A 21105-nucleotide genomic window follows, 5' to 3' on the forward strand; every position below is an offset into this window, starting at 1 on the left:
TCGACCGGCTAGCGGTAGTTCGTGAACTGCAGGGCGATGTCGAGGTCCTTGCCCTTCAGCAGCGCGATGACATCCTGGAGCTCGTCCTTCTTCTTCGAGCTGACCCGCAGCTCCTCCCCCTGGATCTGCGCCTTGACCCCCTTGGGCCCCTCATCTCGGATGATCTTCGAGATCTTCTTCGCGTGCTCCTGGTCGATGCCCTCCTTGAGGCCGACGACCAGGTGGTACTCCTTGCCGGACAGCTTCGGCTCGCCCGCGTCCAGCACCTTCAGCGACAGCCCGCGCTTGATGATCTTCTCCTTGAACACGTCAAGGACGGCGCTCGCGCGTTCCTCGCTGTTGGCCTTGATCTCGATGTTGTTCTGACCCGACCAGGCGATGCCCGCGCCCGTGCCCTTGAAGTCGAAGCGGTGCCCGACCTCCTTGACCGTCTGGTTCAGCGCGTTGTCGACCTCCTGACGGTCGATCTTGCTCACCACGTCGAAACTGCTGTCGGCCATCGGTATAGGTGTCCTCTCTCGTCCCTCCGACCCTAGCGACCCAGGAGGTGTCGCGTGTGGATCAGGGCGTCGGCGGCCGTTGTCACAGCCGCCCCGGAAGTCCGCTATTCTTCTACCTGTCGCCGCGAGAGCGAAGACACGGCAGGTTGCCCGAGTGGCCAAAGGGAGCGGTCTGTAAAACCGTCGGCTCAGCCTACCCAGGTTCGAACCCTGGACCTGCCACACAAGCCAGCACGGCCCCTGACCAGCAGAGATGCGGTCAGGGGCCGTTCTTGTCATGTCCGGCTGTGTCCGACCGTCACCGGCTCTCTACGGGTGATCGTGCCCAATGCGTGCCCAAGGATCGGCCGGCGGTGTTCGGGTGTGGCGTATGGCATGCTCGCCCGTGGACGTACTTCGCGTAGACCCGCTAGCTACTTGCCCCTGAAAAAGAGGCTTTGAGGCTCGGGCGGATCTTGCCGGTCGGTTGAGGCTTGATCGAGTTGGCTGGGTGTCGGCTCTGCCGGAGCAGCAGCCGGTAGTCAGCCGCCGATCACGGCCATCCGCTGCAGGTTGTAGGCGAAGATCCCCAGCCCGGCCCAGGTCTGAGCGCCTCCGAGACGGCGTAGCCGGGTCCGGCGGAGTCCGAATGTCCGCTTGAGGTGACTGATACGGGCTTCGACTCCCACCCGCCAGTTGCGCATCCGCCGGAAGCTGCGGGTGTGCTCGTACTCACGCCGGGACTTGCTGAGGGTGCCACCACGCTGCAGGCCGATGTGCCGCACCCCCAACTCGGCCAGGGCCTTGTCTGCTGCCGCGGTACCGAATCCGCGATCGCCGACGACGGTGGCCGGGACACGGCCGGTCCGCTCGATGACCTGCTCGACAGCCGGGACAAGTTGGGGAGCATCACTGGGATTGCCCTTGTTCAGCCGATGGAAGCAGATGAAGCCACGTTCGTCTTCGGCCACCAGCAGGGTGTAACCGAACTGGGTCGGGTGCTGGGGCTTGCCCTTGCGGATCGGACGGGCATCGGGGTCGGCCAGCGACACCATCCGGTCGGGGATGGTGCGGTTGCCGGCCAGGCGTTGCGTGGTCTGAGCCAGCAGCCGACCGGTGCCCGACACCGTCTGCTCCAGATCGTTGATCAGGCGTGCGAGCCGCCTGGAGGGCCGACGCGATAGGGCACGGCGGGCATTGCGGATCACCTGCGCCACCTGCGCCGACGTCGTGGCCGCGATGCCGGCGATCTCGCCGGTGAGCCGATCGATCTCCCCCAGCGCCTGGCCGGTGCGCCGCCGCAGGGTGCGGCTGATCTGCTTCAACCGGCGCCCCGCTGAGCGGCTGCGGTTGCGAAACGGGGTCCGGATCGCCGCGCCCGCCGCTTTGATGCGCCGTACCAGCCCGCCCAGTTTTCGGACCCCGTGCTCCAGAAGGTCGGCATCGGTGGGGTGGTCGATGTCGGCTTCGACCACGGTGGTGTCGATGCGCAGCTTGTGTCCTCGCAGTAGCTTGTCCTCCGTCAGCTTGCCCACCAGTGCGGTGTTGAGCTGGTCGAACACCTCTGGTCCCGCCCGCCGGACCAGTTTGATCAACGTCGTTGAGTGCGGCACCCGCCCATCCAGTGGAATGCGGCAGAAGCGACGCCAGCTGATGGAATCGGCGACTTCCCGGCACAGCGATTCATAGCCCAGCTGGTAGCGGTGTTTCAGGTACAACATTCGCACCAGGCAGGAGATCGGCACCGACGGGCGCCCCAGCCGGGCGTGGAACAACCCTCTCCAGGGTGCAATGAACCGCTCATCATCAAGGTAGGCGTCGATCCGGGCCAGCTCCTGCGGTAGCCGCGTCACCTCCTCCGGCAGCAGCGTCTCCCACAACGCGATCTGTTGCCCCGAGACACGCAGCACCGGTTACCACCTCCGGCGGGAACGACATCGACGTCATTCTCAACCGGCCGAGCCTGCCAGCGCTGTGATTGCCGAGGTCAGAAGTGCCTACCTCGAACCCTTCTTCAGGGGCAAGTAGCTAGGGTCACGCGGTCCTCAGACGCCACCCTTCGAGGTGGGTCGGCGCGATGGTGTGCTGCGGGTACCAACCCCACTCCTCGCATTGATCGCCGGTCACGGGCGTCTTGCCGTCGGTCTTTCTCACCCGCCATGCCTCGATGGCGTAGTCCACGTTGTATCCGTCCACGCCATATTCGGCGATCAACCGGGTTCTCGGCGGCACGGTCGTCTCCAGGTTCACCCCGATGGAGGTCGTGCGGCTCATCTCGATAGTGGCACTGACGTTGGCGGTGAGATAGGGCCCCGGGGTCGCGGTGACCCCGGTCGTGGCCGCGACGCGGAACGTTTGGGATCTCGATGACGAGATCGTGTATCTGACAGGGGAGTCGGTGCCGTTATCAAGTAGCTGCCCGTCGCTGACGAGGAACTGGGGCGTGACGGACAGCGTCGTGAACCGATACCCTTCCCAAACTGCCACCCCCCTGCTGTAGGCGATGAGCTTCCATTCGGTTATCCCGTTGGGGCAGGGCACGATCGCGCCGGCGTTGGCCGCGGTCGGGGTGACCGTCACGGCCAGCACGGAGAGCAGGATCGCCATCGAGGTGATGCCACCGAGCCGGGTGCGCCGCCTTCGCCCGGCTCCTGATCGGGTTCGCTTCGCCGAACCGTTTTTCGGTACGTTCATATTGCCCTCCCAGTGCTGATTCGACGCGGAAGCAGTACGGCGACAGGCCTATCTACCGGGCGTCGGCATGCATGATTAAGGACGTCCGGAGTTCTGTGAATGGGTCCGCTCGCGAAAGTCATGTGAACGATGCCGGCGCCCACATCATCTACGGGCCCCCGGAACTTGACCAGGGCCCAAATTGAGTGAGCGTTTCATCCTGATTTGTGCGGCCGCGCGTTTCCCGTGTCCGCGGGGGGCAGTGGCTGTCCTGCAGCGGTGCGCCGCCGACGCGGGTGCGGGTGCGGGTGTAGCGGACCACGGGGCCCTGTCGTGCGCAGCATCCCGACGATCTGCTGGACGAGCAGGACGCCGCCGAGTACCTCGGCGTGAGCTACGCCGCGGTCCGCCATGACCGGGCCGCAGGCCGGCTCGGCGATGCGTGGAGAGAGGTCGGTGGGGTGTCGCATGCCCGCCGCGCCGACCTCGACCAGGTGATGACCGCCCGGCCTGGACGCGGAGTCGGTGGTGGCAGGCCCTGGCTCGCAGTATGCACATTCGTTAGCCCCAATAAGGTCAGGGCGCACAATCTGTGACGTCGTCTCGCAAACCCAGACGGCTCTCGTAGATGGCCACCTTATGGGTTATCAGCTCGAGGCAGTCGTTGAGTTCGTGCATCTGTGCGAGCACCCGCTCCTGATGTTCGCGCAACACCTCCAGCCGTTCCACCTCGTTGCCTTGGCCCGCCTTGACGAGCTCGGTGTAGCGCCGGATGTCGGTCAAGGGCATGCCGGAGGCTCGCAGCCGGATGCACACGCCCAGCCAGTCGACGTCGCCCGCAGCGTAGACCCGGTGGCCTGCGGCTCCCCGCCGTACCGGCTGGGCCAGCAGCCCCTCCCGCTCGTAGAAGCGGAGTGTGTGCACGCTGAGCCCGGTGCGTTCGGCGACCTGGCCGATTCTCAAACCCGACATGTGGCCCAGTTTGACTTAGAGTCGGCTCTAGATTCTACGGTCCGAGGTATGAGATATCGCATCCTCGGCGGCACCGGCATCGAGGTCAGCACCCACTGCCTCGGCACCATGATGTTCGGCGCGTCCGGCAACCCCGACCACGATGACAGTATCCGCATCATCCACACCGCTCTCGACCACGGCATCAACTTCGTCGACACCGCCGACATGTACTCGGCGGGCGAGTCCGAGGAGATCGTGGGCAAGGCGCTGCAGGGCCGGCGCGACGAGGTGGTGCTGGCGACCAAGGTGCACTTCCAGATGGGGGACGGGCCCAACCGCAGCGGCAACTCGCGGCGTTGGATCATGCGCGAGGTCGAGGCGAGTCTCAAGCGGCTGCGCACCGACTGGATCGACCTCTACCAGATCCACCGTCCCGACCACCGGACCGACATCGAGGAGACCCTCTCCGCACTGACAGATCTGGTACGGCAGGGCAAGATCCGGGCCTTCGGCAGCTCGGCCTTCCCAGCGCACGAGACGGTTGAGGCCTACCACGTGGCTCGGCAGCGCGGCCTGTACCGCTTCCGCACCGAGCAGCCGCCGTACAACATCCTGGCCCGCGGCATCGAGGGCGACGTCCTTCCCACTGCGCAGCGGCTCGGTATGGGCGTGCTCACCTACAGCCCGCTGGGCTGGGGGTTCCTGACCGGCCGATACCGCAAGGGGCAGCAGGTCGACATGTCGCAGGGCCGCGCCGCGCTCGCGCCGGAACGGTTCGACCCGTCGGTCCCGACCACCGCAGCCAAGTTTGAGATCGTCGAGGAGCTGGTGAAGCTGGCGGACGAGGTCGGCTGCACCCTGCCGGAGCTGGCCGTCGCCTTCGTCGCGTCACACCCGGCGGTCACCTCGGTCATCCTCGGCCCGCGCACGATGGAGCAACTGGAGAGCTTGCTGAAGGGCGCCTCACTGGCGCTCGACGACGCCGTGCTCGACCGGATCGACGAGCTCGTGCCACCCGGCACCAACGTCTACCACCCTGTCGGTCTCTGGAGTCCCGCACCCCTGACCGACCTCGCGCTGCGCCGCCGCCTGCTCGGCGACCGCGCCGCGAGCTAACCCAGGAACCGTACGCGACACGATCCTGGTGTTGGGAGCGGCCGGCACGACCGGCCGGCCGCGCGCGTCGCCGTAGGCAGCTCGTGGAAGGAGCAATGACCGACCAGGGACGGCGTCGGCCGAAAAGAGGCCCGCTGCGGGACTAGGCACCAATCCCCGGGTACGCCTCTCGTAAGGACCTACTGCCGAAGTTGAGACGAGGGCTGGCGGAGTGAAGAACCCTGGATCTGAGATTCAGGGGCCGGGGTAGACGCGTTTTCGCGGTGAGACGGTAAAACCGTCGGCTCAGCCTGCCCCGGTTCGAACCCTGGACCTGCCACACCAGCAGAGAGGGCCCCTTACCAGCAGAGATGTGGTCGAGGGCTTCCTCGTTTCATCGCCCCTGAGTGACCATGATTCCCCGCTGTTTCCCGTGAGATCTGGCACGCGATCAAGACGCGATTCCCGCGCGGACGCGCACGTTTCCTGAGCCGGAGGAGTCGGTCTGCTGGGCTTGCCTGGGTCGGGGCAGGCGGGACGATCAGGCTTCCACCTCGGCCACGTACGGCCCTTGGCGTGCACCGTTTCCTACCCGGAGCCGAGGCCCCCGCCGGAGGCATGGTTTGGGGTTGCAACCTGTACCGGGGTACGGGCCTACCGTCGAGCTGTAGGGGTCGCTCGCGTGAGAGTCGGGCGGTCTTGGCACGTGGAGGGCTCATGGGGTGGGCACCGGCTGCATGCACGCTGCCGACGGAGGAACGGCCGTTGAGGGTGGCGGAGTTCGATGAGTTGTTCGCCTCGGCGCTGCGCCGGCTGGAGCGTGTGACGTCTACGCGTCTGCGGCTGGTGCTGGGTGGTGGTGCGCGGGTGGAGGAGGCCGCGAGGGATCTGGCTGCGCGTGAGTCGGCCTGCTGCTCGTTCTTCGTCTTCACCTTCGCCGGCGACGGTGAGGGCCTGGTCCTGGACGTCGAGGTGCCCGCGGTTCACGCCCGTGTGCTTGATGGGCTGGCGGCTCAGGCGGTCAAGGCGGCTCCCCGGGTGGCGTCGTGAGCGGGAAGTGGTTGCGTACGGGAGAGGTCGCGGAGGCGGTGGGGGTCAACGTCCAGACGTTGCGTTACTACCATCGGCGGGGCCTGCTGGAGGAGCCGCGGCGGAGCAACGGAGGGCACCGGCTGTATCCGCCGGAGACCGTGACGGTTCTTCGTGTGATCAAGGTGGCGCAACGGCTGGGCTTCACGCTGGACGAGGTGGCCGGCCTGGTGGAGGCGGTCGCACATCGTCATGGCAGACCGGATCGGGGTTTGCGGGTACGGGCGTCGGCCAAGCTGGCCGAGGTGGAACAGAAGATCGCCGACCTTCAGGCGATTCGCGAGACGCTCGTCCAGGCGGTGGATGCCGGGTGTGACGACCTGGTGGCGTGTGCGGGGAGTCCGTGCTGTCCGCTGCCGTTCTCGGACGTGGCCGACGGGGGCGAGCATGCCGACGCCAACTGATCCCGGCCGAGGCCGGCGACTGCTTCCGGCCGGCGTGACGGGCTTGGCCGCACTGGCCTGCGCCGCTTGCTGTGTGCTTCCTGTACTGCCGGCGGCAGGGGTGATCGGTGGCGCTGGAGCTGTGGCGCTGACGAATGTGATGCCGATGGTGGCTGTGGGCCTGGCGGGCGTGGCCGTGCCGGCGTGGGGACTGGCGTGGTTCCTCCGGAGCCGCAGGCGGGCCACTGCATGCGCAGGCGGAGACGGCTGCGGCTGCCACAGTGCGAAGACCCGTCGGCACTCGGTGAGCGACCCTCTACAGTCACGGCTGTGACTGTCGCGCGTTCCCTTCTGCTGTTCGTGGTCGCCGCGCTCGCCGAGATCGGCGGGGCCTGGCTGGTCTGGCAGGGGGTTCGAGAACAACGCGGGCTGCCGTGGGTCGGCGCCGGGTTCATCGCCCTGGGCCTTTACGGGCTCGTGGCCACCTTCCAGCCGGATGCCGACTTCGGCCGCATCCTGGCCGCCTACGGCGGTGTGTTCGTGGCGGGGTCGCTGGTGTGGGGCATGGTGGTGGACAAGTTCCGCCCGGATCGGTGGGATCTCATAGGGGCGGCGATCTGCCTGCTGGGTGTGCTGGTCATCATGTACGCCCCACGCGGGTGACCACAGCCGAACAGATCGACCCACGCCGCCGTCACCAGCGGAAACACGGCGAAGCCTCCTTGCTGTGTGTCCGGCTGTTCGTGGTCATCAGCGGCGTTCTGCGGGGCGTCGCGGCCAATACGCGGCCGAGTCCGCTACGAGCATGCGAGGCGATGTCCGGCCGGACGACTCGCAGACCGCTAGGGCGCGGATGACGGGTTGGGTTGCTGTACTGCCGCTGTCGGAAGGTGCATGCTCAGCGAGCATCAAGGGGACATGGATCTCATACGGGAGTGCTGCGCTTCGAACCAGTCGGCGGCTATGTCCGTTCGCGTGACCCGTCCGATGAGCTCCAATGCCGAAGCCAGGCTTTCGTCCGAATCAACCCGATCATCGGTGGGCTCGTCCCCGCTGATCTGGAAGCGCAATCCTTCCATCAGGTGATCGAGCGCGTGCGGATCGTCGCCGAGCCGGTCGCCTGGGCATCTGGGTTCGAAGGCGACGACCATGCGTCCATCGCGGGCGTACTGGAACAGGGCGTTGTTGTTGATGTCCATGTCGAGGCTGAGGGCTTGCCCGCCGCCGGCGGCGAGGGATCGTACGAACGCGGCGTCGGTACGTGCGGGCAGGACACAAGTCCAGTCGCCGACCTCGGCCACCCAGAGGGAACCGTCGTCGATCGCGTCATCGAGGATCTCGCTCAGGTAGCACGGGGTGCGAGTGCCGGGGTCCAGTGAAAAGTGGGATGCGATGGTCGCGATGTCCACCCCCTGTACCCATACGGCGCAGAATCCCAGCGACCAGAGGTCATTGTGGTCGTCGAGACCTTCGGTGAAGAGGGTCGATTCCAGCAGGTCGTACAGGTGTGTTCTCGACTGCATGCTCATTGCCTCTCTTCCAGTCGCTGATCATGCGCCGATTCGACGGGGGTCAGCCATTGTGTGTCGCGGCCTGTACGAGGGTGTCGGCCGGCTTTTGACCTGGTGCAGCGATCGCCATTGGCGCGGATGAATCAGAATGAAGCATCGGTGTTGCCCATGATAGGTACTCTGCGTATGGAGTTCTTCTGTTACCACCGGGATCGGCGTGACTCCGCGGCATTGCGCGATGAGCTGCTGGAAGAGCACTGGTCCTATATGGACCGGTACGCGGCGGAGATGATCGCCCGGGGCCCGACCCTCGATCGTGGCCGCGATACGGCCACCGGCAGCGTGCACATCGTTGACCTGCCCGATCTCGCCACTGCGCGTGCGTTCGTCTTCGACGAGCCCAACTACCAGGCCGGCGTGTACCGGGATGTGATGCTGCGTCGGTGGCAGAACGTGCTGGGGCGCACCATGTGGGACTTCTCCGGCGGCCGAGACGGGGGCGACCGGTACCTGGTGCTGGGGCTCGGCTCTGGTCAGGCTGCCGACCTTGTCCCGCCCCTCGGCCAGGACGAGCTGATCGCGTATGGGCCGCTGCTGTCGGACGACGGCACCACCTGGCTGGGCACGGCCCTGTTGATCCGGGCGCCGGACCCGGAAGCGGCACGCGCGGTCCTGACCTCGGACCGTTACGCCGACATCGAGGTCCACGACTGGCAGTTCGGCGGGCGGGGGTGACGGTGAGCAATGTGTCATGGCTGACCGGTAGAGGGCTGTTCCTTGATGACGCGGTCCCGGGGGCCGCCGTAGACGGGGTTTGTGTCGAAGCGTTTCTCTGTGACGAGCAGGCGGATCGCTCTCGGATCGCGGTCGGGCTGCTCCGCCTCCCAGACGATCCAGTCATCGCCGACGGGATTGGTCTGCGTGCGCACCTCGCTATAGCCGCCGGGGTTGTCCGGCGCGACCGCCATGATCAGGTAGGTGACCTTCAACCCGCGCTTCCTGAGTTCGGGTAGAACCTCCCCGACGGTCTTCTCGTCCACCCGGAAATCGGCGAGCGAGCCGCCCTTCGTGGTCGCCGTCCGGTACTCGTACTTGATCATCCGCGGCTCGTGTGACGTGTCGGGCACGAGAACGCATGGGGCGACCGGGCCGCTCATCAGGATCGTGCTGGTGGAATGGTCGCTGATCGTCCAGACGAACGTCTGGCCGGGCTTGAAGAGATGGGTGTCGATCCGCATCTGCCAGCCTTGTCCGGACTCTTCACCGGGGATGTTCTCCGGCACGGAGTACAGGCCGCGGGGAATGTCCTGGACATGGGCTCCACGCGGTTCCCTGCACCACTTGCCGGGCGGTGCGTAGTCGACGATGGCCGGAACGTCGAGCTCCTTCAACCGCTTCGCCAGGCCCGCCTGGTCGCGGAAATCCCGGATCTGGACGTACACGACGCCGTCGGGTTCCTCGGTGACCGCGTAGGAGGGGGTGCCGCCGTTCTCCAGCAGGCTCGGCCCCACCACGATGCCCGCGGCGAGCAGGCCCGCGCCCGCCAACCCCATGAGCAGCTGTGGGGCATGGCGCCGGCGGGGACGGGCGGAGGACGGGCCGGGCTGGTCGGAGGACGGGCCGGGCTGCTCGGCGGTGATCGCCGCCAGGAGCTCCCGCGCCCCCGTGTCGGACGCGCCCCCACCCGGCGCGCCCGGTTCCACCCGCGCCAGCGCACGGGTGATCACGTCGATGTCGTCGATGTGCTTCACAGCTGCCCTTCCTCCGCCGGGATCAGCCGGCCTTCCGGTCTGAACCGCACGTCAGCCTCGGCGAGCGCGCGGGCGAAGCGCCTGCGAGCGCGGTGGAGTCTGATGCGTACGGCGTTGCGCGACAGGCCGAGCACGGTGGCGATCTGCTCTCGGTCCAGCCCTTCCCAGGCGACCAGGGACAGCAATTCCCGATCGGCGTCCGGCAAGGTGAGGAAGACCTGCTTGATCGCTGTCAGCTCGACCTCGCTGTCGGGCGCGGCCTGGTACACGTCGGCCAGTTCGGCGTCGAGCTGCACACTGAGGGCTTGGCGACGCACCTCGCCGCGATAGTGGTTGGCCAGCACCTTGCGCGCCACGCCGTACAGCCACAGCGTGGCCTGTCCGCCGTCCGGCACTTCGCCCATCCGCCGCCAGGCGATGGCGAAGGTCTCGGCCACGACGTCCGCCGCATCCTGCGGTGAGTCGCAGCGCCGGGCCGCGTACGCCGTTAGCCGGCCATACGTCTCCCTGTACACGGACTCGAACCTGGCCCGCTCACCACCCACCGGCTGGACCCATCTCCGGTCTCGTTGGCATTCTCATGCTGCTCTCCTCATGGCGCGGTCCACGGACATCTGTGCCTATGTAGAGAGAAGGGCCATCATTTCGCGTCGGGACGCGGGAAGTCGGATGTCTTGACGCGGCCAAGCGGCCACAGGTGGAAGAGCGGAGGTCGAGGGGCCGGTCAGGCGCGGTGGCGGCGGTGGATGTAGGTGGATATGGAGTGGATGGCGTTGGGAGCGCAGGCCGCGGCGAGGCCGATGACGACGCCGGAGAGGAACAGCATGCGCTGCGCGATCGCTTCGCCGTTCACGTCGACGTAGCTGGCGCGGACCTGCAGGGTGGCGAGCTCGCCTTCGCTCTTCCAGCTGAAGCCGGGCGTATTGCCCGCTTCGACAGGATCGACGCTGAGGTAGTCCACCCGCAGTGGCGCCTCGTCGAGGATCAGCACCATTTGCGTGTACCGCTTGAAGTCGGTGAAGTCGCACGCGCTGGAGATGCGGTCCCACTCGGCGAAGGTCAGGCCGGACAGATTCCCGTTATGGGTGGCGGCGGCCAGCCCCGTGCACTGCATCTGGGAACCGACCTGCGGGGACGCGAACGCGATCCGCGAGTTCTCGGCGCTGATCGGCGGTATGCGCATCTCGCCGGTGAGCCGGCGGGAGTCGTCCAGGAGGACGAGTTGACGGTCGCCGAGTTCGACCGACTGGAGTTTCGTCTCACCGATGCGAGGTCGGTCGATACGGGCGCCGCCGCGGAACTCCAGGATGACCGGGAATGGGTTCGCGCGCGCGGTGTCCCAGTAGAGCGCCAGAGACTGCGTCCATTCGTCCTGATGGCCGGGCTCCTGGGATTTCTCGTAGGAGACGTTGAGCGAGGACTCGGTGAGCTTGGCCTCGCGGGGGAGGTAGATCGTCACGTCGCTGTCGAACCCGTAGTCCGGGCGCAGATGTGGGGACAACGGTGCGCCGGGACGTCCCGCGTCGAACAGCGCCCAGGCCAGCCCACACAGCGACACCGCGGTTGTGAGGAGCAGGATGCCGGCCACGGGAAAGCGGACCTGCCGTCGCTGTTCGGGGGGTGGCTTCAGAGAGGGGGCCGGGATACGTGGCGCCGGTGCGGGAGGCGGCGGGGTCTTCGGCGTCGGCGGGGTCTTCGGCCTGCGGCGTCCGGCCGGCCGCCCGCCGCAGTATCGCCCGGGCCGCGGAGAACAGCAGTACTGCCGCGACGAAGGGGAGGTGGCGGAGCACCGGAGATCGGTGGCGCTGGTCAGGGGACGTCTTCGGGCGGGGTGACGGTAAGCCCTGCCGGGGAATGGGTCCGTGGCGCGGTGGGGTCTTCCGTGGTGGCGGTCGTCTCGTCATCGGACCTGCCGTCAGCCGGTCGGCAAGATGAGCCCGCAACCGTCCGGCATGATCGCGTTGATCACCTCCTGGGTCGACGTGCCGATGTCGGAGGTCACGGTGACCTTCAATGGGTACTGCGGGACACAGTGGTAGCTGCCGTCGTCCAGGCGGTTCAGCCGGAACAGCGGCCCCAGGCGCTCCGACAGGTCTTCGTCGGTTCTCAACGGGACGTCCCGCCCGTCGGCGGTCAGGGTGAGGTACTGGTGGAAGCGGACCAGCACGGTGGCGCCCGGTTCAAGCGCGAAAGGCGGCCGTTGCGTCACCGAAGGCGTCCGGGAAAGGACCGCCGCGTTGTTCTGGTAGATGTCGACCTGGCGCGTCCCTCTGGCTGTCTTCAGCGCTAATAGTGCGCCCGCTTTGTCGCGGTTCGTGGGGAATGTCGTGCTGATGTCGACGATGCAAATCCTGTTCTTGGTGAGGTTCGCGATCGAGTAGACGGGTTTCCATTCGATCTCGGGTGTGCCACCACCGTCCGGCGGGTCGACGATGGCCAGCGCCATGGTCAGGTCGAACTTCCCGCTGATGCCGATGCCGCCCGCCGAGGACCCGTTGCCGACGGCGACCTCGTCGCAGCTCCTGTTCGGCGGCGTGGTGGAGGCGGCACAACCGGTCGTGGCGAGGACGATGGCGGCGAGAATATTCGACGCGTTGCATCTGAGATGGGTGATTCCACGCTGACGCACGCTGCCTCCGGGGAGGATGACCGCCGGGTCGGCTCTCGATAAGGGGGACGATATTCAGTTTAGTGGCTCAAGCGGTCCGGCGCTGTCCGTGCGTTGTGGCCGATATCCATGCTGGATTATCAGGTTGCGTGGTGTCCAAATATGGGGGAATCATCCCCGCCATACCTCATTGTTGGTTCCCTGCGACGGTCGAGGAGGGCGCCTCGGGTGCCGGGGGTCGGTAGAAGGTGGGCCAAGCGGTGGCGGTCACTCGGGTACGGCGGTGAAGAGTTCGTAGCTGTGGCCGTCGGGGTCGCGGACGTATACGCCTCGGCCGCCGGCGAGGTGGTTGATGTCGCGGTCCCAGCCGTGTGCGGGGCCGGAGCCGTAGTCGACCGACGGGGCTCGGCCGAGCCGTTCCATGACCGCGTCGAAGGTGTCGTCGTCGACCAGGAACGCGTAGTGGCCGGGCTGGGGCCGGTGGCGGTCGTCGAAGTCGAGGGTGAGGTCGTCGTTGACCCTGACGGGCGTGAACGGCCCGGCGGGCGGGCCGACCCGCAGGCCCAGGAGGTCGGCGAAGAAGGCGGCGGCCACGGTCCGGTCGGTGGCGGGGACGATCAGGTGGTTCATGACGATGGTCATGGAGAGCCCTTCAGGAGGATCGAGATGCGTGCGATTCGCACATAATCATATGTGCGAATCGCACGCAACCGCCCGTAGGGTGAGGGCATGAGAGAGGGGCACGACGGAGGACCCGCGCTGTTCCGCCTGGTGCGCTTCTGGTCACGCAGGTGGGCCGGCCGCGCATCGGAGGAGCTGACCGGCGAGTCGCGTCACGTGCAGCACATCCTGGTCGTCGAGGCCGTGGTCACGAACGCGTCCCGCGCCGTCGCCGGGGAGGACGCGGTGGTCACCGTGGGCACCGTGGCCCACCAGCTCGGGCTCGACCATTCGGGCGCCAGCCGCATGGTGAGGGACGCGGTCGAAGCCGGCTACCTCGCCCGCGCCGCCTCCGAACGCGACCGGCGCCGCGCCTGCCTGCGGCTCACCGAGAGCGGGGAGGAGTTGCTGGCGAGCGCCAGGCGATGGCAGCGCCAGGCGTTCGATGAGCTGACGGCCTCGTGGCCGGAGGACGACCGGCGGCGGTTCGCGAGCTATCTGCGGCGCCTGGCCGACGACGTCGGCGCATAGCCGCCGCGACGCGTCCGGCCGGCCGGCCGGCCAGGTCTTGTGTCGCGTCTTGTGCTGCGTTTTGTCTGACCGCCGCGTCTGATGCCGCGTCCTGTGCCGGCCTTGCGTCGCGTTGGCCGGTGCCCCGGAGCCGGCGCGCAGGTTCGTGGGCGCGTGCGGGACCGCCGGCGCGGGGGATGGGCCGTTACCGGCAGGTCGCGGTCTCCGGAGCGCAGAACTCGACCTCGGGATAACGGGGGGACGGCTCGTTCAGCAGGGGTTGCGGGATGCCGCGCAGGTGCAGGTCGAAGAAGGCGCGGACGTATCGGCGGGTGATCTCCACGGTGCGGGTCGCGGACAGGTCGCCGCCGAGGTCCACGCCGATCTGCTGGGCCAGCAGGTCATAGTCGGTGAAGGACGCGTGCACGGCTCCGGCCACGACGAGCCAGCGTTTCCACCCGGTCAGGTGCTCCCAGTCACGGTCCCACGTGGGGTCCTCGCCGCCCGGGCTGTGCAGCGTCTGGCCCAGGAACAGGAAGGGCCGCGCCACTCCGCTCGCGGAGATCGGGGCGAACATCGTGCCGTCCATGTTGATCCCGGCGCGTACCCGGGGGTCGTTCAGCATGGTCTCGGCGGCGCTCGCGCCTCCGAGGGAACTGCCCGCCATCGCGATCCGGGACGGGTCGATCAGCGAAGCGCCCTGCCACGCGGGGTGCGGTCCGGTCAGCTCGTCGACCACGAAGGAGACGTCGACCGCCCGGTTCTCCACCGCCTTCTTCCCGAAGTCGTCGGTCTCCAGTTCGCAGGCGGCGCAGGTGGTCAGCCGCCCGCCGGGGAAGGTGGTGGCGAAGGTCTCGTAGGTGTGGTCGATGCCGGCCACCACGTAGCCCCTGCTCGCCAGCTCCTCGGCCAGGGCGGTGAGCGAGCTCCGGGGGTCGGTGAAGCCGGGAGACAGCACGACGAGGGGGAGAGTGCGCCGGACTCCCGCCGGTCTCGCGTCGGTGTGGGCGTTGGTCCGCGTTCTGCTCAGCACGTCGGCGGGGACGCCCGTCACTCCCTTGCCTTGCAGGATGAGCTCCGACTCCTTGGGCGTCACGTACGGCGCGCGCGGGCCGCTCCGCGACGTCGCCGGGTACCAGAGGGAGACCATGAGCTCCCTCGCCCCGGCCTCGGGGACCCACGGATCGGGGCGGGAGGCGTCTTTCAGGTACAGGGATGTCGTGCCGACCGGATGGGGACCGGTCGGCGCCGGCAGGTACGGGGCGCCGCTCGGCGTGGCCGAAGGACCGGCGGAGGAGGCGGAGACAGAGGCGGAGACAGGGACGGAGGCAGAGGCGGACGCGGGCGCCCAGGAGGTGGCGGCCACCAGCGCGAGCAGTCCGGCAACGGCGGCCAAGCCGCCTCGCGGGCCGTGGCCGCCTCGCGCGGCCACGGCCCGCGGCCTTCTCCTGCTCGGACCGGGGCCGGTGGGGGGGGTGACTCTCGTCGTGCTCGGTCAGGCGCTCGGTGCGCTGGGCCGGAGCGGAATCGTCGTAGGGCATGGAGCGATCTTGCGAGTTCAGGACGGCCCCGGTATCGACCGAAGGTGCGGTCGGCACGGTTTCCGAGCAGTCCTTTCGACCGATCGCCGGCCCTTCACGCGGATCGGCCCTGCGCGTCTCACGACGGCGATCTCGGGAGCGGCAGTTGACACCAGCGTGGTGGAACGCGGTGGAACGCCTACCGGGTGGGTGCTGAACGGGCACCGTTTCAGGACGATCAGAGGGGCGCACATGAAGGCACGTCCATCAGGTCACCCGGAAGGCCGTGGTGACGGATGACCCCCACGCAGAACTCCCGCGACGACGATCGCCTTTCGTCGTCCCCGTCGTCAGGAGAAGCGCATGTCCGGGCGTGATCGAAACCACCGCGTCTCCCGTCGCGTGATGCGGGTGCTCGGCGGCGCGGCGGCGCTGGCCGCCCTGCCGGCGATTCTGTCCGTGCGGCCCGCGATGGCGGCGCGGCCCTGCTACGGCGACTGCCAACCGGGTGTGGTGCGGTCCGCCGGGGTCCTCAAGTACGACGCCCCCGTGGGCGTGGACGACCAGATCACCGTCAGCGCGGCCGGCGGGTTCCTCACGGTCGCCGATCCCACCGCCACGCTCACCGTGGGCGCCGGGTGCACGCTGGTGACCCCGCACGAGGCGCGCTGCGCGTCGGCGAACGTCGGCTCGATGGTCGTCCGCGGGCTGGACGGCGACGATGTGATCACCAACTCCACGGGCCTCGCCGCACGCCTGATGGGCGGGGACGGTGACGACCGGCTCGTCGGCGGCTCGGGCGACGACACGCTGGTCGGCGGATTCGGCGGCGACCTGCTGCGGGGCGGCGCCGGCTCCGACACCGTCGCCTACTCCGAGGTGTCGAACCGGCTCGGCGTCCGGGCCGATCTCGACGGTGCGACCGGCGACGACGGCAGCTCGGAGGACGGGCCCGCGGGCGCCCGCGACACCATCGCCGCGGACGTGGAGAACCTGGAGGGGACCAACGCCGACGACGTGCTCATCGGCGACGCGGGCCCGAACGTCATCGACGCGTCGAACGGCCACGACCTGATCCAGGGCCTGGGCGGCGACGACCGGCTAACCGGCAGGGGCGGCGGCACCCTCGACGGGGGCGCCGGCGCCGACCGTTGTACCTCCGACCTGCGAGGTCTGCTGGAGACGGTGGACACCTTCAGCGGCTGCGAGACCACGGAGATCGTGACCTAGTGCCGTGATCGAATCGGGCGCGGCAGGGCGGCGCCGGTCGAAAACGGTTTCACAGCCCGCGGGCGGGTCTCTACCCTGTACGCCGTGACGACTCAGGTGATCGTGCTCAACGGCGGGTCCAGCGCGGGCAAGTCCGAGATCGTCCGGCGCCTGCAGGCCGTCCTGCCACGGCCATGGCTGGCTTTCGGGGTCGACTCGCTCATCGAGGCGATGCCCGCGTCCATGCGGGCGTCGGATGCGGGAATCGAGTTCGACCAGGACGGCGGAGTGAACGTCGGGCCGGAGTTCATGGCGCTGCAGACCGCGTGGATGGAGGGGATCGGCGCGATGGCCCGCGCCGGAGCCCCGGTCATCATCGACGATGTCTTCCTCGGCGGAGCGGCGACCCAGCGGCGCTGGCAGGCGGCTCTCGGCGGACTGGAGGTCCTGTGGGTCGGGGTCAGGTGCGACAGCGCGGTCGCCGCCGAGCGCGAGAGGGCCAGGGGGGACCGGGTCCCGGGAATGGCGGTGACGCAGGCGGAGATCGTCCACGAGGGCATGGTCTATGACGTGGAGGTGGACACCACGCGGACCGGGTCCCTGGCGTGCGCGGAGATCATCGCCGATCGCGTGCGGCGATCCGGCGAACCCCTCTAGACACCGAGCCTGGCCGCGAGCCGCGGGCGGATCTCGAGTCGCCGTCCAATCGTTGCGGCTTCGCCATCTACCAGGGGTCTGTGACGGCTGTGACCGGTGGGAAGATTGCGGCCTCCGGGAATAATGTGGAGTTTCCGGACAAGGCGGAGTCAGAGCTGCTAAGTGTTGTGCGGCCAGGATTCACAGCAGAGAGGTTCGGCATGGACCGCGACGGCCACCCGAGATCCCACGAAGAGGATCCTCTCCAGCAGGTGGGGCCCACGGGCATCGACCGGGACGACCAACCGGTGCGCCCGGGCGGTGACGTGCTGTCCGACGGCTGGACGCCCGGACACGAACCCGCTCACGCCCCAGACGACGAGGCGTCCGACCCTGACCGGGCCGACCATCAGTGGGCCGAGGGTGACGAGCGGCCCGAGAGTCTCGAAGAATTCGACTATCTCTACCGCCGCGAGGGCGAGGAGATGGTGCTCGACGACGAGCGGTCCGAGGACCCTGAGCGGCCAGGTCACGAGGAATGGGACACCGAGAGCGGAGGGGAGCGCGGCTTCCTCGGCTCGGGGTGGACCGGCGAGGCGGACGCGGAGGAGAAGGGCGGCAAGAACAAGGGGTTCATCGTCGCCATCGCCGCGATCGTGCTGCTCGCGGTGGCGGGCGGCTGGATCGTGTCCACCTCGGTCGGCTCCAAGCCGGAGGCGGCCTGCTCGGCCCCCGGCAAGTGCCCCTCGGTCGAGCAGCCGGACCCCGCGCTGACCGACACCCCCAGTGCCGGGCCCAGCATCGACGACCCGGCCACCGAGCCCACCGCCGGGACCGGCGAGACCGCGGAGCCCCCCAGCGGGACGCCCACGCCGACGGCCGGCCAGGGACGGCAGACGCGCCCGCCCACGTCCCGGCCGACGCCGACGCGCACCCGGGTCCACTCGCCGCGGCCGTCGCCCAGGTCCAGCGGCCGCCCGCAGCAGACGCAGGATCCGCGGATCGAGGACGACCCCGAGTCGTCCCCGAAGCCCCCGCCGACCACGCAGGCGCCCCCGCCGCCGGCGCCGAGCCCGACCCAGAGCGAGAGCGGCGGCGGCCTGCTGGACTGGATCTTCTGATCGTTCTGCCCGACGTCTGAAGACCCGCCGGCCGCCCGAAGACCTGCCGGCTGTTTGACGACCTGCCGGACGTCTTAAGCCTCTGGGCCGCCTGAGGGCCCGGAGGCGGCCGGCCAGGTCGACGGACGCCGGAACCGATGTGGACCTTGATTGGGGTTGAGTGCAGCGCGATGCCTAGCCTTGTGCCCGCGGTCGTCGTGCCGGGATCGCTGAAGCGTGCCCCGCAACCGGTGCTGTCGTCGGAGAACGATCTGGTGCTGCGGCCCTGGACGGCGGCGGACGCGCCCGCGATCGTCGATGCCTTCCAAGATCCGGACATCCAGCACTGGCACGCGCGCAGCGTCGAGTCGCTCGCCGAGGCCGAAGAGATGATCGAGGGCTACGCGCAGGGCTGGCGCGCCGAGTCCAGCGCGCACTGGGCGGTGGTCACGCCCCGGGGCGAGGTGCTCGGCCGGGTCGCGTTCCGCACCTTCGACCTCTTCTGGGGACACGCGGAGGTGGCCTACTGGACGCGGGCGGCGGCCCGGGGGCGCGGCGCGGCCACGACGGCGGTGCGGGCGCTCACCACCTGGGCCTTCGGCATCGGCCTCCACCGGCTGTACCTCTACCACTCGACGCTCAACGACGCCTCCTGCCGTCTCGCGCTCAAGGCCGGCTTCGCCCTGGAGGGCACCGAACGCAGTTCCATCTTGCACCCCGACGGCTGGCACGACATGCACCTGCACGCCCTGGTCAACCCCTCCCACCTCTCCCAGGCCACGGCACTCCCGGCCTGACCACAGCGGCGTCCGTCTCCCCCCACTCGCGTCGGCGTGCTGGTCATGATGTACGCGCCGCGCGGGTGACCGACTCGCCCATACCCGCCCGTGCCGGCCTGTCCCGGCCCTCACCCGGGCCGTCGCCCGCACCCGGTCGCTCGGGGGCGGCGGACGGTCGGGCACGGGCCGGTCGGGCACGGGCCAGCCGGGTATGAGCCGGTCGGGCCAGGTCAGCGGACGGTCGGGCATGAGCCGGTCGGGCCAGGTCAGCGGACGATCTGGAGGAGGGCCTGGGTCCGGGCCTGCGCGGGTTCGGCGAGGCGCTGGAGTTGCCTGCCGGAGGCGTCCAGGACGACCAGGGTGTTGTGGCCGGAGCCGGCGACCCGGACCACCAGGCGGCCGTCGGGCAGGTAGAGGGCGCCGATGAGACGGCCGCGGACCGCGATCGGGACCTTGGCGCCGGTGGTCGTGTCGACGATCGTCGGGCGGAACCACACGGGCCAGCCGCCGTCGCCGCCGGGGTCCTTGGGAGACAGGGTCGCCACGACGACGCGCTCGCCGTGCGGCGACAGGCTCTGGACGTGGTTGGCGAGCTTGACGCCCTTGACCCTGACCGACGTGCGGGCGCGCAGGTCGAGCCGGTAGACGCCGTCGGTGGTGCCGGCGTACCCGGCCAGGTAACGGCCGTCGGCGGACCAGGCCAGGTGGCAGACCCCCATGGTGGTGCCCGCCTTGCGCGTGCCGCCGCCGGCGGCGCCGGCGATGGCCACCGGCGAGGCGTCGCTCTCACTGCTGGGCAGGAAGGCCACCTTGGCGGAGTCGGGCGACCAGACCGGGGTCAGGCAGGGGGCGTTGGCTCCGGCGCCCTTGGCGAGGGTGGTGACCTTGCCGGCGGCGCTCACCTGCACCTTGCCCAGCCCGGTGATCCAGGCGATCTTCCTGCCGTCGGGGGAGGCGGAGAACTGCCCGGTCTCCGGTGTGACCCCCAGCCGGATGGGGCCCTTGCCGGGCTCGAAGCGGGTCACGACGTACCCGCGGTTGAACCGCGCGTAGACGGCGACGCCCTTGATCGGGGCCGGCTTCGCCGCCGCGGTCGTGGAGGTGGGCGCCGATCGGGCGGGGGAGAGCGGGGTGGTGCTCGCCGAGGCCGGGGCGACGGCCAGGGGGGCGAGGAGCGCGGCGCCGAGGACGGCGCCGAGCGGCAGGTATCGGTTCATAAGGTGCCTCATCATCTGTGGTCTTGTCCGTGTGCCCTTGTTCGACGCTCGTCCGTCCCGATGAGTTCGCTCGGATCGCGTTCTACGGCGCGACAGGCCCGATCTGGCCCCGTGTGAAAGGCCCCGGGTAAAAGGAGATGCGTCCAGGCGAGGGCGTTCGCGAGGATCAGCGCATGGCTGAAGCATGGATGATCGACGAGCTGGCCTACGCGGGCCATGAGCATCTCGACCCCGAGTTCATCACCGGCTACGACCGCAAGCAGGGGTATCCCGACCCCTCCGCGGACCTGGCCGTCCTCGCCGAGCACGGGGTGGGCGAGGACGCCACCGTGGTGGATCTCGCCGCGGGCACCGGGCAGTTCACGCTGGCCGCGGCGCGGCGGTTCCGGCGGGTGGTGGCGGTGGACGTCTCTCCCGTGATGCAGGACGCCCTGCGCGGGCGTGCGGAGAACGCCGGGTTGTCCAACATCGAGCTCGTCCGGGCGGGTTTCCTGACCTACGAGCACGCCGGGCCGCCGGTCGACGCCGTCTACACCAGGAACGCGTTGCACCAGTTGCCCGACTTCTTCAAGGCGATCGCGCTGGAGCGCATCGCGGGCCTGCTGCGGCCGGGCGGCGTGCTGCGCCTGCACGATCTGATCTACGACTTCCAGCCCTCCGAGGCGGGGCGGGTGTTCGACGGCTGGTTCGCGGGCGCGGTGTCCGATCCGGCGGAGGGGTACACCGCGCAGGAGTACGCCGAGCACGTGCGCACGGAGTTCAGCACCTTCCGCTGGCTGCTCGAACCCATGATCGCCGCGGTCGGCCTGCGTATCGTGGACAGCCGGTTCCAGGCGGGTGCCTATGGCGCCTATACCTGCATAAAAGCGTGATTGATGACCTGTCGCCGCACGAACGAGGCTCTCTGGTGCTTTCGGCGAGGCAGGGGAAT

General features: G+C 68.9%; 23 protein-coding genes and 1 tRNA gene. 12 read left to right on the forward strand and 12 right to left on the reverse strand.

Annotation, left to right across the window (positions count from 1 at the left end; genetic code table 11):
* Nucleotides 1-8 precede the first annotated feature (8 nt).
* Entirely contained in the window at nt 9-500 is a 492-nt protein-coding gene (locus tag ACFQSB_RS05390) for a YajQ family cyclic di-GMP-binding protein (RefSeq protein ID WP_354838109.1), read from the reverse strand.
* Nucleotides 501-640: 140 nt separating this feature from the next.
* Between ACFQSB_RS05390 and ACFQSB_RS05395 the strand changes: the two genes are divergently transcribed.
* A tRNA-Tyr gene (locus ACFQSB_RS05395) sits at nt 641-722 on the forward strand.
* A 299-nt stretch (nt 723-1021) separates the two neighbouring features.
* Here the strand turns inward: ACFQSB_RS05395 and ACFQSB_RS05400 are convergent.
* From ACFQSB_RS05400 to ACFQSB_RS05410, 3 genes are all read right to left on the reverse strand, one after another.
* On the reverse strand, nt 1022-2389 hold the full coding sequence (locus ACFQSB_RS05400; protein ID WP_354846417.1) for an ISNCY family transposase: 1368 nt from the start codon (nt 2387-2389) through the stop codon (nt 1022-1024).
* Nucleotides 2390-2513: 124 nt separating this feature from the next.
* Nucleotides 2514-3086 carry a hypothetical protein gene (locus ACFQSB_RS05405; protein WP_380824622.1) on the reverse strand — a complete coding sequence of 191 codons (573 nt, stop codon included), beginning with the start codon at nt 3084-3086 and terminating at the stop codon, nt 2514-2516.
* 642 nt (nt 3087-3728) lie between these two features.
* Nucleotides 3729-4124 (reverse strand): MerR family transcriptional regulator, encoded by a 396-nt coding sequence (locus ACFQSB_RS05410; protein WP_380824623.1) that lies wholly within the window; start codon nt 4122-4124, stop codon nt 3729-3731.
* 48 nt (nt 4125-4172) lie between these two features.
* On the opposite strand from ACFQSB_RS05410, the gene ACFQSB_RS05415 reads away from it, so the two are divergent.
* The 4 genes from ACFQSB_RS05415 (at nt 4173) to ACFQSB_RS05430 (ending at nt 7336) form a co-directional block, all read left to right on the forward strand.
* Nucleotides 4173-5222: an aldo/keto reductase gene (locus tag ACFQSB_RS05415; protein ID WP_380824625.1), complete on the forward strand. Its 1050-nt coding sequence runs from the start codon at nt 4173-4175 to the stop codon at nt 5220-5222.
* Between the two features lie 750 nt (nt 5223-5972).
* A complete protein-coding gene (locus ACFQSB_RS05420; RefSeq protein WP_380824627.1) occupies nt 5973-6251 on the forward strand; it encodes a hypothetical protein in 279 nt (92 codons plus the stop codon).
* A complete protein-coding gene (locus ACFQSB_RS05425; RefSeq protein ID WP_380824628.1) occupies nt 6248-6694 on the forward strand; it encodes a MerR family transcriptional regulator in 447 nt (148 codons plus the stop codon). Before ACFQSB_RS05420 ends, ACFQSB_RS05425 begins: the two co-directional genes overlap by 4 nt.
* Before the next feature lie 309 nt (nt 6695-7003).
* Complete coding sequence (locus tag ACFQSB_RS05430) at nt 7004-7336, forward strand: YnfA family protein (RefSeq protein WP_380824629.1); 333 nt, start codon at nt 7004-7006, stop codon at nt 7334-7336.
* 245 nt (nt 7337-7581) lie between these two features.
* On the opposite strand, the gene ACFQSB_RS05435 is transcribed toward ACFQSB_RS05430, so the two are convergent.
* Nucleotides 7582-8202: a DUF6461 domain-containing protein gene (locus tag ACFQSB_RS05435; RefSeq protein ID WP_380824630.1), complete on the reverse strand. Its 621-nt coding sequence runs from the start codon at nt 8200-8202 to the stop codon at nt 7582-7584.
* 168 nt (nt 8203-8370) lie between these two features.
* Here ACFQSB_RS05435 and ACFQSB_RS05440 point away from each other — a divergent pair, with 168 nt between their 5' ends.
* Nucleotides 8371-8919 (forward strand): YciI family protein, encoded by a 549-nt coding sequence (locus ACFQSB_RS05440; RefSeq protein ID WP_380824632.1) that lies wholly within the window; start codon nt 8371-8373, stop codon nt 8917-8919.
* 14 nt (nt 8920-8933) lie between these two features.
* On the opposite strand, the gene ACFQSB_RS05445 is transcribed toward ACFQSB_RS05440, so the two are convergent.
* The 5 genes from ACFQSB_RS05445 to ACFQSB_RS05465 form a co-directional block, all read right to left on the reverse strand.
* The gene (locus ACFQSB_RS05445) at nt 8934-9935 is read right to left on the reverse strand and encodes a hypothetical protein (RefSeq protein ID WP_380824633.1); all 1002 of its coding nucleotides are present in this window, start codon (nt 9933-9935) and stop codon (nt 8934-8936) included.
* A complete protein-coding gene (locus tag ACFQSB_RS05450; RefSeq protein ID WP_380824635.1) occupies nt 9932-10480 on the reverse strand; it encodes an RNA polymerase sigma factor in 549 nt (182 codons plus the stop codon). The genes ACFQSB_RS05445 and ACFQSB_RS05450 overlap by 4 nt, the downstream gene beginning before the upstream one ends.
* A gap of 179 nt (nt 10481-10659) precedes the next feature.
* Nucleotides 10660-11523, reverse strand: a complete 864-nt coding sequence (locus ACFQSB_RS05455) for a hypothetical protein (RefSeq protein WP_380824636.1) — start codon at nt 11521-11523, stop codon at nt 10660-10662.
* 327 nt (nt 11524-11850) lie between these two features.
* A complete protein-coding gene (locus ACFQSB_RS05460) occupies nt 11851-12564 on the reverse strand; it encodes a hypothetical protein (protein WP_380824639.1) in 714 nt (237 codons plus the stop codon).
* A 246-nt stretch (nt 12565-12810) separates the two neighbouring features.
* A complete protein-coding gene (locus ACFQSB_RS05465; RefSeq protein WP_380824640.1) occupies nt 12811-13185 on the reverse strand; it encodes a VOC family protein in 375 nt (124 codons plus the stop codon).
* 87 nt (nt 13186-13272) lie between these two features.
* Here ACFQSB_RS05465 and ACFQSB_RS05470 point away from each other — a divergent pair, with 87 nt between their 5' ends.
* Nucleotides 13273-13734, forward strand: a complete 462-nt coding sequence (locus ACFQSB_RS05470; RefSeq protein WP_380824643.1) for a MarR family winged helix-turn-helix transcriptional regulator — start codon at nt 13273-13275, stop codon at nt 13732-13734.
* A gap of 184 nt (nt 13735-13918) precedes the next feature.
* On the opposite strand, the gene ACFQSB_RS05475 is transcribed toward ACFQSB_RS05470, so the two are convergent.
* On the reverse strand, nt 13919-15109 hold the full coding sequence (locus ACFQSB_RS05475; RefSeq protein ID WP_380824645.1) for an alpha/beta hydrolase family protein: 1191 nt from the start codon (nt 15107-15109) through the stop codon (nt 13919-13921).
* Nucleotides 15110-15596: 487 nt separating this feature from the next.
* Between ACFQSB_RS05475 and ACFQSB_RS05480 the strand changes: the two genes are divergently transcribed.
* The 4 genes from ACFQSB_RS05480 (at nt 15597) to ACFQSB_RS05495 (ending at nt 18975) form a co-directional block, all read left to right on the forward strand.
* Entirely contained in the window at nt 15597-16463 is an 867-nt protein-coding gene (locus ACFQSB_RS05480) for a calcium-binding protein (protein WP_380824647.1), read from the forward strand.
* A gap of 84 nt (nt 16464-16547) precedes the next feature.
* Nucleotides 16548-17099, forward strand: a complete 552-nt coding sequence (gene cpt / locus ACFQSB_RS05485; protein WP_380824649.1) for a chloramphenicol phosphotransferase CPT — start codon at nt 16548-16550, stop codon at nt 17097-17099.
* A gap of 200 nt (nt 17100-17299) precedes the next feature.
* Nucleotides 17300-18199 (forward strand): hypothetical protein, encoded by a 900-nt coding sequence (locus tag ACFQSB_RS05490; RefSeq protein WP_380824650.1) that lies wholly within the window; start codon nt 17300-17302, stop codon nt 18197-18199.
* 170 nt (nt 18200-18369) lie between these two features.
* Nucleotides 18370-18975 carry a GNAT family N-acetyltransferase gene (locus ACFQSB_RS05495; protein ID WP_380824651.1) on the forward strand — a complete coding sequence of 202 codons (606 nt, stop codon included), beginning with the start codon at nt 18370-18372 and terminating at the stop codon, nt 18973-18975.
* Nucleotides 18976-19223: 248 nt separating this feature from the next.
* Here the strand turns inward: ACFQSB_RS05495 and ACFQSB_RS05500 are convergent, their stop codons facing one another.
* On the reverse strand, nt 19224-20174 hold the full coding sequence (locus ACFQSB_RS05500) for a WD40 repeat domain-containing protein (RefSeq protein WP_380824653.1): 951 nt from the start codon (nt 20172-20174) through the stop codon (nt 19224-19226).
* Between the two features lie 173 nt (nt 20175-20347).
* On the opposite strand from ACFQSB_RS05500, the gene ACFQSB_RS05505 reads away from it, so the two are divergent.
* Nucleotides 20348-21046, forward strand: a complete 699-nt coding sequence (locus tag ACFQSB_RS05505) for a class I SAM-dependent methyltransferase (RefSeq protein WP_380824655.1) — start codon at nt 20348-20350, stop codon at nt 21044-21046.
* Nucleotides 21047-21105 lie beyond the last annotated feature (59 nt).

This window comes from Sphaerisporangium rhizosphaerae, from assembly GCF_042665155.1.
GTDB lineage: Bacteria > Actinomycetota > Actinomycetes > Streptosporangiales > Streptosporangiaceae > Sphaerisporangium > Sphaerisporangium rhizosphaerae.